General features: G+C 67.7%; 21 protein-coding genes. 10 read left to right on the top strand and 11 right to left on the bottom strand.

The window, feature by feature from the left end; all coding sequences use genetic code 11:
* Positions 1-8 precede the first annotated feature (8 nt).
* The 5 genes from folP to CRM90_RS18040 all read left to right on the top strand — a co-directional run bounded on the left by folP (position 9) and on the right by CRM90_RS18040 (position 3112).
* On the top strand, positions 9-833 hold the full coding sequence (gene folP / locus CRM90_RS18020; protein WP_233209386.1) for a dihydropteroate synthase: 825 nt from the start codon (positions 9-11) through the stop codon (positions 831-833).
* Entirely contained in the window at positions 830-1765 is a 936-nt protein-coding gene (locus tag CRM90_RS18025; RefSeq protein WP_083121248.1) for a glucosyl-3-phosphoglycerate synthase, read from the top strand. The genes folP and CRM90_RS18025 overlap by 4 nt, the downstream gene beginning before the upstream one ends.
* Positions 1766-1854: 89 nt before the next feature.
* Entirely contained in the window at positions 1855-2205 is a 351-nt protein-coding gene (locus CRM90_RS18030) for a DivIVA domain-containing protein (protein WP_102808316.1), read from the top strand.
* Positions 2202-2780, top strand: a complete 579-nt coding sequence (locus tag CRM90_RS18035) for a DNA-3-methyladenine glycosylase I (RefSeq protein WP_286145642.1) — start codon at positions 2202-2204, stop codon at positions 2778-2780. The genes CRM90_RS18030 and CRM90_RS18035 overlap by 4 nt, the downstream gene beginning before the upstream one ends.
* Positions 2781-2944: 164 nt before the next feature.
* On the top strand, positions 2945-3112 hold the full coding sequence (locus CRM90_RS18040) for a DUF3117 domain-containing protein (RefSeq protein ID WP_005059648.1): 168 nt from the start codon (positions 2945-2947) through the stop codon (positions 3110-3112).
* A gap of 68 nt (positions 3113-3180) precedes the next feature.
* On the opposite strand, the gene glgA is transcribed toward CRM90_RS18040, so the two are convergent.
* Positions 3181-4344: a glycogen synthase gene (gene glgA, locus CRM90_RS18045; RefSeq protein WP_102808317.1), complete on the bottom strand. Its 1164-nt coding sequence runs from the start codon at positions 4342-4344 to the stop codon at positions 3181-3183.
* Between the two features lie 180 nt (positions 4345-4524).
* On the opposite strand from glgA, the gene glgC reads away from it, so the two are divergent.
* Positions 4525-5739, top strand: coding sequence for a glucose-1-phosphate adenylyltransferase (gene glgC / locus CRM90_RS18050; protein WP_036343821.1), 1215 nt, complete (start codon positions 4525-4527; stop codon positions 5737-5739).
* On the opposite strand, the gene CRM90_RS18055 is transcribed toward glgC, so the two are convergent.
* The 8 genes from CRM90_RS18055 to CRM90_RS18090 all read right to left on the bottom strand — a co-directional run bounded on the left by CRM90_RS18055 (position 5736) and on the right by CRM90_RS18090 (position 12971).
* Positions 5736-6779 carry a Vgb family protein gene (locus tag CRM90_RS18055; protein WP_142391391.1) on the bottom strand — a complete coding sequence of 348 codons (1044 nt, stop codon included), beginning with the start codon at positions 6777-6779 and terminating at the stop codon, positions 5736-5738. The two genes, glgC and CRM90_RS18055, sit on opposite strands and share 4 nt — an antisense overlap.
* 29 nt (positions 6780-6808) lie before the next feature.
* Positions 6809-7402: a DUF4126 domain-containing protein gene (locus CRM90_RS18060; protein WP_102808319.1), complete on the bottom strand. Its 594-nt coding sequence runs from the start codon at positions 7400-7402 to the stop codon at positions 6809-6811.
* 85 nt (positions 7403-7487) lie between these two features.
* The gene (locus CRM90_RS18065) at positions 7488-8162 is read right to left on the bottom strand and encodes a methyltransferase family protein (protein WP_102808320.1); all 675 of its coding nucleotides are present in this window, start codon (positions 8160-8162) and stop codon (positions 7488-7490) included.
* A gap of 7 nt (positions 8163-8169) precedes the next feature.
* Entirely contained in the window at positions 8170-9759 is a 1590-nt protein-coding gene (locus CRM90_RS18070) for an ABC transporter permease (protein WP_102808321.1), read from the bottom strand.
* Entirely contained in the window at positions 9756-10679 is a 924-nt protein-coding gene (locus CRM90_RS18075; RefSeq protein WP_102808322.1) for an ABC transporter ATP-binding protein, read from the bottom strand. The genes CRM90_RS18070 and CRM90_RS18075 overlap by 4 nt, the downstream gene beginning before the upstream one ends.
* Positions 10645-11322, bottom strand: coding sequence for a TetR/AcrR family transcriptional regulator (locus tag CRM90_RS18080; RefSeq protein WP_102808323.1), 678 nt, complete (start codon positions 11320-11322; stop codon positions 10645-10647). Before CRM90_RS18080 ends, CRM90_RS18075 begins: the two co-directional genes overlap by 35 nt.
* Before the next feature lie 97 nt (positions 11323-11419).
* Entirely contained in the window at positions 11420-11845 is a 426-nt protein-coding gene (locus tag CRM90_RS18085) for a hypothetical protein (RefSeq protein WP_142391392.1), read from the bottom strand.
* A 460-nt stretch (positions 11846-12305) separates the two neighbouring features.
* A complete protein-coding gene (locus tag CRM90_RS18090) occupies positions 12306-12971 on the bottom strand; it encodes an O-methyltransferase (protein ID WP_102808325.1) in 666 nt (221 codons plus the stop codon).
* Positions 12972-13191: 220 nt separating this feature from the next.
* Here CRM90_RS18090 and sigE point away from each other — a divergent pair, with 220 nt between their 5' ends.
* From sigE to tatB, 4 genes are all read left to right on the top strand, one after another.
* The gene (sigE, locus tag CRM90_RS18095) at positions 13192-13965 is read left to right on the top strand and encodes an RNA polymerase sigma factor SigE (protein ID WP_370506411.1); all 774 of its coding nucleotides are present in this window, start codon (positions 13192-13194) and stop codon (positions 13963-13965) included.
* A 132-nt stretch (positions 13966-14097) separates the two neighbouring features.
* Positions 14098-14532 (top strand): anti-sigma E factor RseA, encoded by a 435-nt coding sequence (gene rseA / locus CRM90_RS18100; protein WP_102808327.1) that lies wholly within the window; start codon positions 14098-14100, stop codon positions 14530-14532.
* A 79-nt stretch (positions 14533-14611) separates the two neighbouring features.
* Positions 14612-16111 carry a serine protease HtrA gene (gene htrA / locus CRM90_RS18105; protein WP_102808328.1) on the top strand — a complete coding sequence of 500 codons (1500 nt, stop codon included), beginning with the start codon at positions 14612-14614 and terminating at the stop codon, positions 16109-16111.
* A 4-nt stretch (positions 16112-16115) separates the two neighbouring features.
* On the top strand, positions 16116-16544 hold the full coding sequence (tatB, locus tag CRM90_RS18110) for a Sec-independent protein translocase protein TatB (protein WP_102808329.1): 429 nt from the start codon (positions 16116-16118) through the stop codon (positions 16542-16544).
* A 4-nt stretch (positions 16545-16548) separates the two neighbouring features.
* On the opposite strand, the gene CRM90_RS18115 is transcribed toward tatB, so the two are convergent.
* Both CRM90_RS18115 and CRM90_RS18120 read right to left on the bottom strand, forming a co-directional pair.
* Positions 16549-17691, bottom strand: coding sequence for an Mrp/NBP35 family ATP-binding protein (locus CRM90_RS18115; RefSeq protein WP_036343834.1), 1143 nt, complete (start codon positions 17689-17691; stop codon positions 16549-16551).
* Positions 17692-17702: 11 nt separating this feature from the next.
* Entirely contained in the window at positions 17703-18311 is a 609-nt protein-coding gene (locus CRM90_RS18120; protein ID WP_142391393.1) for a VC0807 family protein, read from the bottom strand.
* Between the last annotated feature and the right edge of the window lie 29 nt (positions 18312-18340).

The following is an 18340-nucleotide window of genomic DNA, read 5'->3' on the forward strand; positions in this document are numbered from 1 at the left end:
CGCTGATCATGGCGATCGTCAACCGCACACCCGACTCGTTCTACGACCGGGGCGCGACCTTCACCGACGAGGCCGCCAAAGACGCCGCGCACCGGGTGGTCGCCGAGGGCGCCGACGTGGTCGACGTCGGGGGAGTCAAGGCCGGGCCCGGCACTCTGGTCGACGCCGACGAGGAAATCGCCCGGGTGGTGCCGTTCATCGAGTGGCTGCGCGGCGAGTACCCCGACCAGCTGATCAGCGTCGACACCTGGCGTTCGGCGGTGGCCAAGCAGGCCTGCGCGGCCGGAGCGGACCTGATCAACGACACCTGGGCCGGTGCCGACCCGGCCCTACCCGAGGTCGCCGCCGAGTTCGGGGCCGGGCTGGTGTGTTCGCACACCGGGGGCGCCACACCGCGCACCCGGCCGTTCCGGGTCAGCTACGGCACAACCGTGACCGGCGTGGTCGACGACGTCATCGCCGAGGTCACCTCCGCCGCCGAACGCGCGGTGGCGCTCGGGGTGGCCCGAGACGCGATTCTGATCGACCCGACCCACGATTTCGGCAAAAACACTCATCACGGTCTTACTTTGTTGCGCCACGTAAAAGATCTTGTTAAGACCGGATGGCCCGTCCTGATGGCGCTGAGCAACAAAGATTTCGTCGGGGAGACTTTGGGTGTGGAGCTCACCCAACGCCTCGAGGGCACGCTGGCCGCGACCGCTTTGGCCGCCGCCGACGGAGCCCGGATGTTCCGGGTGCATGAAGTGGGACCCACTCGGCGCGTACTGGAAATGGTCGCGTCGATCCGTGGGGAGCGTCCGCCGGTGCGGACGGTGAGGGGCTTGGCATGACCGAACTCGCCAACGACACACTTCCCGGCGACACCTGGCTGTCTGACCACAGCTGGAGCCGGCCGACCTGGACCATTGCTGAACTGGTGGCCGCCAAACGCGGCCGCACCATCTCCGTCGTCCTGCCTGCGCTCAACGAGGAGGAGACCGTCGGATCGGTGGTGGACACCATCCGCCCACTGTTGGGCGGCCTGGTCGACGAGCTGATCGTGCTGGACTCCGGCTCCACCGACGACACCGAGATCGAAGCCATCGCCGCCGGCGCCCGGGTGGTCACCCGGGAACAGGCGGTGCCCGAGGTGGAGCCGCAGCCCGGCAAGGGTGAAGTGTTGTGGCGCTCGCTGGCGGCCACCACCGGCGACATCATCGTGTTCGTCGATTCCGACCTGATCGACCCCGACCCGATGTTCGTGCCGCGACTGGTCGGTCCGCTGCTCACCGGCGACGGCATCCACCTGGTCAAGGGTTTCTACCGGCGACCGCTGAAGGTCGGCAAGGGCGAGGACGCCAACGGCGGCGGCCGGGTCACCGAGCTGGTCGCGCGACCGCTGCTGGCCGCGCTGCGCCCCGAGCTGGGCTGTGTGCTGCAGCCGCTGGGCGGCGAGTACGCCGGCACCCGCGAGCTGTTGACGTCGGTGCCGTTCGCGCCGGGCTACGGCGTGGAGATCGGCCTGCTGGTCGACACCTACGACCGGCTGGGCCTGCAGGCGATCGCGCAGGTCAATCTCGGCGTGCGCAGTCACCGCAACCGCCCTTTGATCGAGCTGGGTGCGATGAGCCGCCAGGTGATCGCCACGCTGCTGTCGCGCTGCGGCATCACCGACTCCGGGATCGGGCTGACGCAGTTCCTGCCCGACGGACACGACGGCTACCTGCCGCAGACCACCAAGGTCTCGCTCGCCGACCGGCCGCCGATGAACACCCTGCGCTGAGCGCATCTCTCGCCCAAACCGACATTTCGCCGCGGAAATGCGAGTGCAAGCATGCCGAACGTCGATCTCGGCGCAAGTAATCTCGTGACGTGACGTTGATCCTGCTGTACCTGGTGGTGCTGATCCTGATCGGCATCGTCCTCTTCGGGGTGGCCAGCCTGGTGTTCGGGCGGGGCGAGCAGTTGCCGCCGCTGCCGCGCGCCACCACGGCCACCGTGCTGCCCGCCTCCGGGGTCACCGGCGAGGACGTCGAGGCCGTCAAGTTCACCCAGGTGTTGCGTGGCTATAAGACCAGCGAAGTGGACTGGGTGCTGGACCGTCTCGGCGCCGAACTGGACCAGCTGCGCGGCGAGCTCTCCGCGGTGCGCGCGGCCGCGGGCCTGGACGAGCCGGTACACACCCACCACGCCGCGCCCGCTGCCGACGAGGAATCGGTGTGAGCGAGGCCGCCGAGGACGACGGCCGCACCCGCTGCGGCTGGGTGCAGGGCCAGTCGGTGCTGTACCGCGACTACCACGACGACGAGTGGGGCCGGGTGCTACGCGGCCAGGTGGCGCTGTTCGAGCGGATGAGCCTCGAGGCGTTCCAGAGCGGCCTGTCGTGGCTGATCATCCTGCGTAAGCGGGACAACTTCCGGCGGGCGTTCGACGGCTTCGACATCGAGACGGTGGCCGGCTACACCGACCGGGACGTCACCCGGTTGATGGCCGACGAGGGCATCGTGCGCAACCGCGCCAAGATCGAGGCCACCATCGCCAACGCCAGGGCCGTCGCCGAACTCGACGTCGACCTGTCCGATCTGCTGTGGTCCTACGCCCCGCCGCCGCGCCCGCGGCCCAAGACGATGGCCGACGTGCCGGCGATCACGCCGGAATCCCAGGCGATGGCCAAGGACCTCAAGAAGCGCGGTTTCCGCTTCGTCGGCCCCACCACCGCGTACGCGCTGATGCAGGCCACCGGGATGGTCGACGATCACCTGGCGTCGTGCTGGGTTCCCCGCCCGACCGCAGCGTGACGGCGCAAATCGGACCCCCTTAATCGGCCCTTTCACACCAATGCCCGCCGATAAGGAACAATAGAATCGAAAACAAGCAGTTCAGTGCCGACGCACCGGCCACGTGCCCGGCGCTGGACCGGGTCCGTGAGCACGGGCCGGCTCGAACCTGGAGGGAGCACTCGATGGCGGCGATGAAGCCCCGGACCGGTGACGGTCCGCTGGAAGCAACCAAGGAGGGGCGCGGCATCGTGATGCGGGTACCGCTGGAAGGCGGCGGGCGACTGGTGGTCGAGCTGACCCCCGACGAGGCGGCCGCCCTGGGTGACGAACTCAAGAACGTCACCAGCTAACTGATCCACCTTCGAAACCCCGCGTGACCCGCGGGGTTTCTTCTCTGCCGGCCGCCCCTTCGGTCGGCTTAAGCCGACACCTTGCGGTAGATCTCGAGTGTCTGCTCGGCGATGTGCGCCCACGAGAACTCGTCGATGCAGCGCTGCCGGCCGGCCGCCCCGAAGCGGCGCGCCTTCTCCAGATCGCCCACCAGCGCATTGACCGCCTCGGCGAGCCCCGTCTCGAAGCCTGCCGGGTCCGTCGACTCGTAGTGCACCAGAGTTCCGGTCACCCCGTCGTCGACCACTTCGGGTATGCCCCCCACGTCGGACGCCACCACGGCCGTTCCGCAGGCCATCGCCTCCAGATTCACGATGCCGAGCGGCTCGTACACCGAAGGGCACACGAAAGCTGTTGCCGCCGAGAGTATCTCGCGGATCTTTCCGATGGGCAGGAACTCCTGCACCCAGAACACGCCGCTGCGCCGCCCGGCCAGTTCCTGCACGGCCGAGCTCACCTCGGCGGCAATCTCCGGGGTGTCCGGCGCACCGGCGCACAGCACCACCTGGATCTCCGGGTCGAAGCGGTGCGCCGCGGCGATCAGATGCGGGACACCCTTCTGCCGGGTGATCCGGCCGACGAACGCCACCATGGGCCGCGACGGGTCGACGCCGAGTTCGGCGAGCACCGATTCACCCCGCTCGGGCGGCGCCGGATACCAGACGTCGGTGTCGATTCCGTTCTTCACGACATGAACCCGGTTGGGGTCCAACGCCGGATACACCGACAGCACGTCGTCGCGCATGCCGGAACTGACCGCGATCACCCCGTCCGCCGCCTCGACCGCGGTGCGCTCCACCCACAGCGACACCCGGTAGCCGCCGCCGAGCTGTTCGGCCTTCCACGGCCGCAACGGTTCGAGGGAGTGCGCGGTCAGCACGTGGGGGACGTCGTAGAGCAGCGACGCAAGGTGACCCGCCATCCCGGTGTACCAGGTGTGCGAATGCACCACCGTCGCCTCGGCGGCCGCATTGGCCATCACCAGATCCGCGGACAGCGTCGACAGCGCCGGGTTGGCCGCCTTGAGCGCAGGGTCGGGCTGATGGACGAAGACGCCCGGACGCGGAGCGCCCATACAGTGCACGTCCACCTCGCACAGCCGCCGCAATTGTGCGACGAGTTCGGTCACGTGCACGCCCGCCCCGCCGTAAACCTCGGGTGGATACTCCCGAGTCATCATCGCCACCCGCATACGCCCGACGGTAGTGGCCCGCGCTGCGCGGCGCATCCTCTTCCCCGTCGCTTCGCTCGCCCCGACCTTGCGGGTCAACGTGCTTGCGCGCGACCCCAAGTCGCTTCGGTCGCGACACGACGACCTGCAATAGCGGCGTTGGCCTAGCCGTCGGTTGCGTGTGCCGATAGGTTGGTTTTCATGAGGGAATTGCCACACGTGCTGGGCATCGTCCTGGCGGGCGGAGAGGGCAAACGGCTCTACCCGCTGACCGCCGACCGGGCCAAGCCGGCGGTTCCCTTCGGCGGCGCCTACCGCCTCATCGATTTCGTGCTGTCGAATCTGGTCAACGCGCGCTACCTCCGCATCTGCGTGCTCACCCAGTACAAGTCGCATTCGCTGGACCGGCACATCTCGCAGAACTGGCGGCTGAGCGGCCTGGCCGGTGAATACATCACGCCGGTTCCCGCTCAGCAGCGCCTCGGCCCGCGCTGGTACACCGGCTCGGCCGACGCGATCTACCAGTCGCTGAACCTGATCTACGACGAGGATCCGGACTACATCGTGGTTTTCGGTGCCGACCACGTGTACCGGATGGACCCCGAGCAGATGGTCAAGTTCCACATCGAGAGCGGGGCCGGCGCCACCGTCGCCGGTATCCGGGTGCCCCGCGCCGAGGCGCACGCATTCGGGTGCATCGACGCCGACGAGTCCGGCCGCATCCGGGAGTTCATCGAGAAGCCGGCCGACCCGCCGGGTACGCCCGATGATCCCGAGCAGACCTTCGTGTCGATGGGTAACTACATCTTCACCACCAAGGTGCTCATCGATGCCATCCGGGCCGACGCCGATGACGACAACTCCGATCACGACATGGGCGGCGACATCATCCCGCGGCTGGTGTCCGACGGGATGGCCGCGGTGTACGACTTCAGCAACAACGAAGTCCCCGGCGCCACCGAACGCGACCACGGCTACTGGCGCGACGTCGGGACGCTGGACGCGTTCTACGACGCCCACATGGATTTGGTGTCGGTGCACCCGGTGTTCAACCTCTACAACAAGCGCTGGCCGATCCGCGGGGAGTCGGAGAACCTGGCGCCCGCGAAGTTCGTCAACGGCGGCTCGGCGCAGGAGTCCGTGGTCGGCGCCGGCAGCATCATCTCCGCGGCGTCGGTGCGCAATTCGGTGCTGTCGAGCAACGTCGCGATCGAGGATGGCGCCATCGTCGAGGGCAGCGTGCTGATGCCCGGCGTGCGGGTGGGCCGCGGCGCGGTGGTCCGGCACGCCATCCTCGACAAGAACGTGGTCGTCGGCCCCGGCGAGATGGTCGGCGTCGACCTGGAGAAGGACCGCGACCGGTTCGCGATCAGCGCAGGCGGCGTGGTGGCCGTCGGCAAGGGCGTCTGGATCTAACCGGCCGCAAGCAGCTCCGGGCCGATGATCTGGACGCTGCTGCTGCCACCCCCGTCGCTGCCGGTCACCACGATGGCACCGGAATTCGGTTCGACGGCAACGGAATTGGGTTGGCGCACGGTGGCCACATCGGCGAGGGTCCGGCTCGCCGCCGGGTCTGCGACATCAACCACCCGCACCGCGTTCCGCTCGGTCAGCGTGATGTAGAGGCGGTGGCGCCGGGCGTCGTAAGCCAGCCCGTAGGGCTTACCCGGTGCATCGATTCTGGCCACCTGGCTCACCTTCGGATCGATGCGCTCGATGTAGACGGCGCCGCCGTCGGTGTCGGCGAACGCGGCCAGATCAACGGAAAGCGAGACCGCGTGGGTGAGCTTGGCCCCCACCGGAGCCTGGCTGACCAGCTCGCGGGTCGAGCCGTCATACACCCACACCCCGTTGCCCTGGACGTCGGCGACGGCTGCGTAGTTACCGACGGCCGCGACACCGCCGGGCTGCGGCGGACCGGCCGGCAGTGACCCGACCACCTGACCGTCGCGGACGAACAGCACGCCGCCGCCGCCTTCGTTGGTCACCACGATGGCTCCCGACGCGGTCGCCGCCGCGTCGTGCGGCTGCCGTCCGACGCCGGTGACGGTGGTGGTGATGCGGCCCTCGGCGAGGTTCAGTTCGAGGAGCTCAGCGGTGCCCTCCAACGGGGCCAGCACGGGGCCGTCCGGACCGGCCAGGCTCAAGTGGCGCGCGGCGCTCGGGGTCGGGATCCGCTGGCGTTGCCTGCCGGTGGTGGCATCGAACAGCACTATGGCGTTGGGATCCCGCACCGCGACGGCCGCGATCCCCGACGTGCCGACGACGACACCTTCCGGTGCGTTGCCGAGCGGGACGACGATGCCGACCGGCGCCGCGGTGGGCGGACCTGCCCTGGCCGGCTCGGCGGGCGGGGCATGCGTGATGCTGACGGGCTTGGGTTCACCGGCGCACCCGGCCGCCACCGAGCATCCGATCACCAGTACGCACAGCGAGGTTTGGATGCGGCGGCCCACGTGCGCACAGTGCCCCACCAGGCTGCCGGCTAAACCGGGCGCCGCGCAGCCTTGCGCCGTCGTCGGCGCCGCCACAACGCGACCGCGGCCCATGCCAGGGCGACGATCACCACCAGTACCAGCGCCGGGATGAGGATCGCGATGAACACCAGTGCGACGCTGACGATGTCCTCGACCGTGCTGAGCACCGGCGCCGCGGTGCCGGCCGAGGCGACGTTCGCCGCCGGGCGGACCGCCGTCTTGGTCAGGTGGACGACCAGGGCCGTGACAACACCGATCGCGACCGGTACCCACTGACCGGTGCGGGCGAACTCACCGGGATCGGTGACCGCGGCGGTCTGCGCGGCGGTGCCCGACCCGAAGACGATGCCGCCGGCCGTCGGGCGGACGAACGTCTGGACTACGTCGTTGACCGAGTCCAGGGCGGGGATCTTGTCGGCGACGATCTCGATCAGCAGCAGGACCGCGACTATGGCGATCACCCAGGCGTTCTCCAGCCACGACCACCCGGCCGGCAAGGTGACGAGGTCGGTGAACCGGGCCAGCAGCGCAAGCGACAGCAGCGGGATGTAGGCGTTGAGGCCCGCGGCGGTGGCCAGCCCGAAGCCGGTCATCAGCTCCATGGCGCCTCCTCATGCCGTCACAAACTCGCATCCAGGATGACGCGTCACTAACGAGATTTCCTGGCATCGGCGCTGATTCAAGTGCTCACCAGATCAGGGGCACCAGACGGTAGCGCACATTGTGGGTGTACTGCCGATAACCGTCCAGTTCCCCGGTGAGCATCTTCTCCTCGTCGAGGATTCGCGCCGCCATCAACAGCAGCCCGACGACGACGAGCAGCAGGGCCCAATACGAGCCGAGCGCCAGCGCGATCCCGATCATCAGGACCACGTTGCCGAAGTACATCGGATGGCGCACAACGCCGTACAGCCCGGTGCTCACCAACGGTTGGCCCTCCTCGACGGTGATGTTGGCCGAGGCGTACTGATTCTGTACCACCACCCACATCGCCAGACCCAGGCCGACCGCCACCAGCACGTCGCCGGCAACCGACAACCAGGCAGGCACCGTCGACCAACCGAAGCGGTAGTCCAGGGCCGGCACCACCAGCATCGCCGCGAACACCAAAAACGTCCCGGCGATCACGACCTTCTGGACCGGCCGGGTCTCCGCCTTGACGCCGGCATGGGTGCGCCGTTCGAACGCGTCGGGGTACTTCCGGCCCAAATACAGTGTCGGGACCAGGCTCGCGATGCTGAACACCGCGAGGAAAGCCCAGCCCTGCCAATAGCTGACGGTCCCCGCGGGCACGAACAGCAGCACCACGAAGGCCGCGATACCCACGATCGACGAGATCGCAATACGAAGTGACGTTCCCATGGCTTTCCTACACGACATCGCGGCGGCGATAGATGGCACCGGCGATCAGCGTGACCGCGACGCCGATCGCCACCATCACGCCCAGTGCCACAACGGAAACCGATGACGGTGCGGTGGTACGCCCCACCGGCGAGGCCTCGATCAACCATCGCGGCAACCGCAGCAGCGCACCGAGATACAACGCGACGACCACGAATGCGACGGCCACCCAGCCGATGCCGGGATGACGCAACGCGACGCCGAGGGCGGCGATGCCTGCCATCACCGCCATCGCAGGCAGGAAGGCCAGCGCAGCCCAGGTCAAGCGCAGGATCGTGGCGGGCTCGCCCAACGTCAATCCGGCGCCGATGCCGTTACCCAGGCCTGCGCAGGCCAGCAGCACCGCCGCACCGGTCAGCCCCGCGCCGACCGCCGACAACAACCACGCCCAGCGCGACACCGAACCCGCCAGCACCGCCTCGCCGATTCCGGACTCCTCGTCGCGGCGCAGCCGCACCACAACGCTAACCACATACGCGGTGGTCGCCGCGGCCAGGAACTGCGTCATGGTGGTGTACACACCGTCGGTGCCCTGCGCCGAAAGCAACCGGGCCAGAAGCTCATTGCCTCTCGCCGCGTCCAGCAGCGATTTGGTCATCGAACCGAACGCCGCCCCGGCGATCAGCAGACCAACCGCCCAGCCCACGGTCAGGCCGCGGTGAATCACCAGCTGTAGACCGAAGACCCCGCCGACTGGTCGCGCACGGGAGTGCTCACCGGCGGACGCCAGGACACCGTCGTCGTACTGGCGGCGGCTCTCCAGCGCCACGGTGGCCGCGACGAGTGCGACGGCCAGCGCAGCCAGCAGCCCGAGTGGCCACCAGCGCAATGCGACGAAGGGTCGCATCTGCTGCGCCCACGCGATGGGGGAGAACCAGCTCAGCGCGCTGCCGGAGTTGTCGATCACGTCGCCCGCACCCCGCACCAGGACGGCCGCGGCCAGTGTCGCGAGCGCGGCTCCGCTGGCCGTTCTGGCCTGCCGCCACAATTGCGCGCTCAGCGCCGCGACAGCTCCGAAAACCGTTGCCACGGTGGTGATCCCCAAAATCATCGCCGCGGTGTCGACCACCGCGAACCCGGTGGCGGCCATGGCGATCGTCATCGTCACCGACAGGACGGCGTTCACCAGCACGATGACGATCAGGGCGGCGGCCGTGCGGGCATGGCGGCCGACGATCGAGGAAAGCACGAGTTCGGCGGCTCCGCTTTCCTCTTCGGCGCGGGTGTGACGAATGACGGTCATGATGGCCAGAATCGATGCCGCCACGATCAACGTCAGGGTCAGTTCATTGGCCATCATGACGCCGAGATCGGTCTCGTTGACTCCGAACATCGGTCCGCCCAACATGATCCCGGCCGGGGTCTTGAGCAAGTTCACGCGGGCCTGGCGCTGCGCCTCGTCGGGATACGCGAGTTTGATCCCATTGGGGGCGTAGACCATCATCAGTGTCAGCGCCGAGATCCACGCCGTCAGCCGGATCCTGTCGCGACGCAGGGCGAAGCGGACGAGCGTCCCGGTCCCGGTCAACCGGGACGGGGCGGTTGCGGTTGCGGTCATGGCGCGGGCGTCCGGTATTCGCGCAGGAACAGGTCTTCCAGGGAGGCCGGCGTGACCGTCAGGTCCGCGATCCCGAGCTGGGTGAGATGCACCATCGTCGCGTCCAGTACGTCGCGGCCGACGGTGAATCGGACCTGGCCGTCGACGATGTTCACGTCGTGCACGCCGGGCCATCGAGCCACGACGGTGGGGTCGCGGTGGGTGCGTGCTGTCACCGTGGTGCGCATCAGGTGCTGGAGCTGGGCCAGCGGCCCCGATTGCACGGTGCGCCCGGCGCGGATGATGGTGACTGTGTCACAGACCTTTTCGACCTCGGCCAGGACGTGGCTGGAGAGCAGCACCGCAGCGCCGCGGCCGGCGACCTCGCGGACGCATTCCTGAAAGACGTTCTCCATCAACGGGTCGAGGCCCGACGTCGGCTCGTCGAGAATGTAGATGTCGGCGTCGGTGGCGAAGGCGGCCACCAGCGCCACCTTCTGGCGGTTGCCTTTCGAGTACGTACGGGCCTTCTTGTTCGGGTCGAGTTCGAAGCGCTGGATCAGCCAGTCCCGCCGGCGGGGGTCCGCACCACCGCGCAGGCCGCACAGGAAGTCGATCACCTGACCGCCGGTCAGATTCGGCCACAGCGTCACATCCCCGGGTACGTAGGCGATGCGCCGGTGCAGCGCCACCGCGTCGTGCCACGGGTCACCGCCCAGTAGGCGGACGTGGCCGCCGTCGGCGCGCAGTAGCCCGAGCAGGATGCGGATGGTTGTGGATTTGCCTGCGCCATTGGGTCCGAGGAATCCGGCGACCGAGCCGGCGCGAACGGTCAAGTCCATGCCGTCCAGGGCCCGGGTTCGGCCGAAAGTCTTGACCAGACCGTGGATTTCGACCGCTGCGGTGTCAGTCCGCGCTGTCGGTACCGATGCCGTCGTCATGTTGTTCTCCCTCGGTGTGGGTCACAATTTCGCCGTGTGCGGCGAAGCTGTCGAACATCGTCGAGTCGGTGAGCAGGCCCTCGGTGTAGAGCTCGAGGGCGGGCAGCATCATCTCGTTGGCGTAGTCGTGCAGAACAGCCCGTAAATCCGTTGGGTTGTCGTGCAATTGGAGGTAGAGCAGGAAGGCGCCGCCGCCTGCCATGCCGAGATACTTCGCGCGTGCGGCTGGGTCGCGGCTCGGCTTGATCGTGCCGGCGTGGACCCCCTCGTCGAGGTAAGCCTCGACATTCGCGAACATGGTGCGCCACAGGTTTCTGGCCAGCTCGCCGCCGGTCTGCATGCTGCGCACAAGGTAGGCCATCATCGGCGCGAACGATTCGATCTCGGCCGCTGCGGCGAGCCACGTGGCCGGGTCGGTGGAACGAATCGTCTCGGATTTCTCACTGCGGACTTCTTCGGCGATGTAGTCGTCGCACGCTTGGCGCAATCCGTCCTTCGACCCAAAGTGGTGGATCACCAGCCCCGGGCTCACCCCGGCGGCCTCGGCGATCGCCCGAACCCCGACATCGAATCCGCGGGCGCCGAACAGCTCGATGGCGGCGTCGCGAATCCGGGCCACGGTCGTCAGGTCCGTTGAACGCATGTTTAGGATGCTAAACACTTGTTCAATCGCCGGTCAAGCACCAACTGCATCGACGGGTGGAACTGGTGGTGGGGCGGTCGCCCGGTGCGGACGCCTCTCAGGCGGCAGTGCGCAACGCGACTGTCTCGGCAGCCACCGGCGCGGGCCGGGCGGCGCGGTTGAGCAGGATCTCGAATGTGCGGGCGGTGCCGATCGACCCGTAGGAGTACGGCTGGTCGCGGTGCAGTGCTGAACCGGGGATGCCGTCGATGTCGACGCGGACGCGATGAGTGCTGGGGTCGCCCGCCGAACCGGTCTCGGTCACAGTGGCCGCCAACCCGGCCAGCGGGATTCGGACCGCGTCCCGGCGGCTGCCGACGATCAGCGAACTCTTCGTGATGCGCAGGTCACCCCATGTCGCCAGCACTCCCTCGCGGCGGTTACGGCGACTTTGCGAGAGATCGAAAAACATCGCGGCAATTCCGAGGAGCGCAAAGGGCACGAACAATGTCGCCACCAGCACGGGGCTTATCCGTGGATCCATGTTTTCCCCCCAGAAACACCGTGCGCTGTCAGCTGTTAACGGCCGGACATATCCCCGCAATACTTCTGCCTCACACCAACTTTGGTGCGAGGTTGCCCATATAACCAGCAAGGTAAACGCGTTTGCGATGACTCTTGTCGATCAGAGTCGCCCTCACTCGCGATGACCTCACGGGTCAAAATCCTATTGAGTAGGAAGCGGGGATAACTGCACTTTTGGAGAGTTTGCTGGAATTCAGCATGATGGAAATATGGCAACCAATTACCAGCGGATAATTGGCGTCTTCACCGGCTTGGCGAACGTCGCGTCAATGCTGGTGAGGGGATTTTCCTGCGCGGGACGGCGCGGGGAAGCGCCATGAAATCTGCACGTCCGTTGAATATCAGCAAACTTCGACCGTGAATGCGACGAGCAAAGCGCCGCCGGCCGCAGTGGTCAGCGCATCACACGAACTGCCAAATCAGTCGCGGGCCGCGACCAGGATTCCGTCTCCCAGCGGAATCAACACCGGGGTGAGGCGCTCGTCCTCGGCGATCAGCCGGGCCGCCTCGCGCACGGCCGCGACCTCGGCGTCATTGGCCGCCGGGTCACCGGCGCGGCCGCCGAGCGCGGAGCGATGCACGACGATCGCGCCGCCTGGGCGCAGCAGGCGGATGCCCTCGACGATGAAATCGGCCTGATCCGACGGTGCGGCATCGAGAAACACCAGGTCATAGGACTCGTCGGCCAGCCGGGTGAGGACTTCCTGGGCTCGGCCGGCGATCAGCCGGGTACGCGACGGGCCGATGCCGGCCTCGGTGAACGCCTGCTTGGCGATGCGCTGATGCTCGGGCTCGATGTCGATGGTGGTCAGGACACCGTCGTCACGCATCCCCGACAGCAGCCAGAGCCCGCTCACGCCGGCACCGGTGCCCACCTCGACAACTGCTTTGCCGCCGGACAGCCGGGCAAGTACGCTGAGCAGCGCACCGACCGCCGGTGTCACCGCTCCGGCGCCGGCGTCCACAGCTCGCTCCCGGGCGGCCGCGACAATGGCGTCCTCGGAGATCGAACCCTCCGCATGGGCGAGCATCCGGTCGGCGCGGCTGGCCTCCGGCTGGCCTGTTTGGTCCTCGGTAGTGGCCATTCTCAGCAGCGTAGGCGCAGTTGTATCGGCGAGTGGGCAGGCGCGCCCGGCGCCGGTGGGCGCCACAACGGCCGGTCGGATGCGGGGATGCCAGACGTCAAGGATGACGCGCCGTCCAGCAGTGAAAGAGCTGGACACGAATCGATAACGAAAGTATTTCTTAGTCAAACCTTAGTTAGCTCAAATCGCCCCCACACAGGTTTGGGGAACGGTAGCGGGCATGGAACAGAGCCCCCGCTGGTCGGGGAATATGCCCGACAACGGTCGCGTTGTCAGGCTTGATGCGGTCGACGGCACCCAGCCGTCAACGCAGGTCAACCAGGAGGATCCGACGACCACCACATTGATGGCTCCGGCACATATGTCGCACCCCGAGCAGTTGGGGGAAGCCGAGTGGGTTGAACCGTCCGAGGAACTGCAGGGCACCGCGGTGTTCGATGCCACCGGCGACCGGACGGCGATGCCGTCCTGGGACGAGCTGGTCCGTCAGCACGCCGACCGGGTGTACCGGCTGGCCTATCGCCTGTCGGGTAACCAGCAGGATGCGGAGGACCTCACCCAGGAGACCTTCATCAGGGTGTTCCGCTCTGTGCAGAACTACCAGCCCGGCACGTTCGAAGGCTGGCTGCACCGCATCACCACCAACTTGTTCCTCGACATGGTCCGCCGCCGCGGCCGCATCCGCATGGAGGCGCTGCCCGAGGATTACGACCGGGTCCCCGCCGACGAGCCCAACCCCGAGCAGATCTTCCACGACTCGCGACTGGGTGCGGATTTGCAGGCCGCGCTGGATTCGTTGGCGCCGGAGTTCCGTGCCGCCGTCGTCCTGTGTGACATCGAGGGTCTGTCGTACGAGGAGATCGGTGCGACGCTCGGCGTCAAGCTGGGCACCGTGCGCAGCCGCATCCACCGCGGTCGCCAGGCGCTCCGCGACTACCTGGCGGCCCATTCCGGCCAGCGGGGGTTGGCAGACTTCACGGCCGAATCGGCGTAGACCGACGGGCAGCGGCCAAACTGTGGCCGGCATGTCATGTCACCGAGGGTTTCGCGCGCTACATTCGATCTAGCGGCGCAGCACCAGCGAGGTAAATCTCGTGCTGACGCGAACCCCGAGAGGAGCGCAGTGATGGTCGACCGTGGACACATGTTCCGTCGAGCATTTTCCTGGTTGCCCTCACAGTTCGCCTCCCAGAGTGACGCGCCCATCGGGGCGCCGCGCCAATTCGGTTCCACCGAGCACCTGTCGATCGAGGCGATCGCCGCGTATGTCGACGGCGAGCTGAGGATGAAGTCGTACCTACGGGCGGCGCACCATCTGTCGCTGTGCCCGGAGTGCGCGGCCGAGGTAGAGGGCCAGAGTCAGGCTCGCACCGCGTTGCGGGATTCCGTTCCGATCAGCATGCCGAGCAGCTTGTTGGGGCTGTTGTCGCAGATCCCGCAGGCGGCGCCGGACGATTCGGGTGTGCCGGACGGGCGAAGCCGCCCTGGCAGCGACATCGAGTCCGGACTCGCCGATCAGTTAGCTGAACGCACAGACCGTGACCGGCGTAAGCGCCGGTAGGGTGGATGTGAAATCGGGCAGTGTCGTGCCCGGTCCCACAGCGCGCGCTCGCGGCTGAGCGCTTGGATAGAGGTTGAACTTGAGCCCCAATCAGGACAACTCCGGCAGCAGCCCCCGTCTGGCACCGCGTCCGGTCTCCCGGCCTGCCGTCGATCCGGCCGCCACCCGCACGTTCGGGCGTCCCCAGGGTGTTGACGGCTCGTTCGTGGCCGAGGAGCTGCGTCCCGCCAAATTCCGCGGGGAGGTCGAATTCCAGCCCAAGGACCACGTCCCGGACCCCGTGCTGGGCGAGGCGTTCGGCCGGCCCTATCCGGGCGGCGAGTCGCTGCAGCGGCACCCCGCCGACGCCGGGGCACTGGACGCTGAGCGCGACGACGATTCCGACGACGTCGACGATCCCTGGCGGGACCCGGGGGCGGCGGCCGCTCTCGGCACGCCGGCACTGCAGCAGGCGGCACCCGTCGTCGCGGCCGGGCCCACCGGCAAGCTCGGCGTCCGCGACGTGCTGTTCGGCGGGCGGGTGTCCTACGTCTCGCTGGCGGTGCTGGGCATCATCGCGCTGCTGATCGGGTTCGCCGGCGGCTGGGTGGGGCGCAAGACCGCCGAGGTCGTCGAGGCGTTCACCACGTCGAAGGTCTCGCTGGCCACCAACAGCACCGGTGAGGTGCCGCCCGGCAGGTTCGCGAAGGTCGCCACGTCAGTCGCCGATTCCGTCGTCACCATCGAGGCGGTCAGCGACGACGAAGGCGCTCAGGGCTCCGGCGTCGTCGTCGACGGCCGCGGCTATATCGTCACCAACAACCACGTGATCTCCGACGCCGCCAACAATCCGAGCAAGTTCAAGATCTCGGTGGTGTTCAACGACGGCAAGTCGGTGCCGGCCAACCTCGTCGGCCGCGACCCCAAGACCGACCTGGCGGTGCTCAAGGTCGACAACGTCGACAACCTGACGGTGGCCCGTTTCGGGGACTCCAGCAAGGTTCACGTCGGTGACGAGGTCATCGCGGCCGGTGCCCCGCTGGGCCTGCGCAGCACCGTGACCCACGGCATTATCAGCGCCCTGCACCGGCCCATCCCGCTCTCGGGTGAGGGATCGGACACCGACACCGTCATCGATGCCATCCAGACCGACGCCTCGATCAACCACGGCAACTCGGGTGGTCCGCTGATCAACATGGATTCCGAGGTGATCGGAATCAACACCGCCGGGAAGTCGTTGTCCGACAGCGCAAGTGGCCTCGGGTTCGCCATCCCGGTCAACGAGGTCAAGCGGACCGTCGAGGCCTTGATCAAGGACGGCAAGGTCGATCACCCGACGTTGGGCCTGTCGGCGCGTTCGGTGAGCAACGACCTCGCCCAGGGCGCCCAGGTGGCCAACGTCAAGGCCGGCAGTCCCGCCGAGAAGGCCGGAATCCTCGAGAACGACATCATCGTCAAGGTCGGCAACCGCACGGTCGCCGACGCAGACGAGCTCGCGGTCGCCATACGCCAGCTCAAGATCGGGCAGGACGCACCCATCGAGGTCATCCGCGATGGCCGCAAGGTCACGCTGACGGTTAACCCCGCGTCGGACAACTGACACCATGTTCGCCAACGTCGGGTGGGGCGAAATGCTCGTGTTGGTAGTCATCGGGCTGGTGGTCCTCGGTCCCGAGCGGCTGCCGGGTGCCATCCGGTGGACGTCGAATTCGTTGCGGCAGGCCCGCGACTACATCAGCGGCGCCACCAGTCAGCTGCGTGACGACCTCGGGCCGGAGTTCGAGGATCTGCGCCAGCCGCTGAGCGAGTTGCAGAAGCTGCGCGGTATGACGCCGCGGGCCGCGCTCACCAAACACCTTCTCGACGGTGATGATTCGTGGATCGGCGAAGCGTTCCAGTCGCCCGGAGCCGCCGGGCCTGCGACATCAGACACAGTGAAGCCGCACAGTGCGCCGCCCCCGCAGGCCGTGGTGCCCAAGCCTGAGCCGTTGCCGCCCGGTACGCCGGCACCTTTCGACGCCGACGCGACCTGATCGCCTACAGGTGGCGGGTGGTGTCCAGGCCCAGCGACATTCCGGCCAGCCCGCGCCGTCGTGCCGCCAGCTTGTCGGCGATGCCGCGCAGTTCCTTGCCGGCCGCTGAATCGGGCGCTGAAAGAACAAGCGGCACACCGGAATCGCCGGCCGCCACCAACGCGGGGTCGAGCGGCACCTGGCCGAGCAGCGGCACATCAGCGCCGACCGAACGGGTGAGACTCTCGGCGACCTGACGGCCGCCACCTTCGCCGAAGATCTGCATCGTGGTGCCGTCCGGCATGAGCAGCCCCGACATGTTCTCCACCACGCCGACGATGCGTTGGCGGGTCTGCAGCGCGATCGCCCCGGCGCGCTCGGCCACCTCGGCGGCGGCGAGCTGCGGTGTCGTCACCACCAGGATTTCGGCGCCCGGAACCAGCTGAGCCACCGAGATCGCCACATCGCCGGTTCCCGGCGGCAGGTCGAGCAGCAGCACGTCGAGGTCGCCCCAGTACACGTCGGCAAGGAACTGCTGCAGCGCCCGGTGCAGCATCGGCCCACGCCACACCACCGGTGCGTTGCCCTGAGTGAACTGGGCGATCGAGATGACCTTCACATCGTGAGCGACCGGCGGCAGGATCATCGACTCGACCTGGGTGGGGCGGTCGTCGGTGCCCATCATGCGCGGCACCGAATGACCGTAGATGTCGGCGTCGAGGACGCCGACGGACAGGCCACGGGCCGCCAGCGCCGCAGCCAGGTTGACCGTCACGCTCGACTTGCCGACACCGCCCTTACCGGAGGCGACCGCGTACACCCGAGTAAGGGAGCCGGGCTGGGCGAAGGGGATCACCGGTTCGGGCGCATCGCCGCGCAGTTGCTTGCGCAGTTCGGTGCGCTGCTCGTCGTTCATCACATCGAGTGCGACGGTCACCGCCGCGGTGCCCGGCACATCGGCGACGGCCTGGGTCACCCGCTCGGTGATCTCGGTCTTCTTCGGGCACGCGGCCGTCGTGAGGTAGACCTCGACGTGCACGGCACCGTCGTCGGCGACCGAGATGCTCTTGACCATGTTGAGCTCGGTGATCGGCTTGCGCAGCTCGGGATCGATCACTTTGCCCAGCGCAATGCGCACCTGGGTCTGCAGTTCGTTCTTTTCGGACATCAGGGCCGAGTCTAGGTTGTGCGACCCCTGTCAGCGGAAACGGCCTGAGTACTGACGCGGCGCCCGGTGACGACGGTCGCCGTCACCAGAACGCCGATGACGGCGATGGTGATCACCGAGTTGACGCCGTTGGCGGTGTCGACGGAGAACTTGCCGATGACGATCAGCCGGATCGCGACCTCGAGCAGCAGACCGACACCCCACATCGCGGACAGCCGGACGTGGATGCGGCGGCGACGGTCGGCGTCTGATGTTTCCCGCTCCTCGTCGGCGTTGCTGAATCGGTCACTGACGACCTGTGTCAACGGGGTGCCGATCACGCAGCTGCCCAGAAAGATCAGTCCGCCGATTCCGTTGACGACGGTGTTGCCGACCAGCACCAGTTTGGGATCGGTCGTGGACAACCCGACGGCCAGACTGAGCCCGAAGGTCAGCAGCAGGTAGACGGCGAACGGGTCTAACCGCCGGACTCTGACCACGCTGTAGATCACCCGTAGGCCCGACAACACCGTGGCCGACAGCAGGGCGATGTACTCGGACACTCCCGCCGCGCGCAGTCCGTAATAGGCGATCAGCGGCGGTGCGACGTCGGCCGCGACGGTCTGGAGCACGGGGCGCATCGACCGTTGTTGTGCCGGATTACGTTGAC

Origin of the sequence: Mycobacterium sp. ENV421 (genome assembly GCF_002887815.1) — a bacterium.
Taxonomy (GTDB): Bacteria; Actinomycetota; Actinomycetes; order Mycobacteriales; family Mycobacteriaceae; genus Mycobacterium.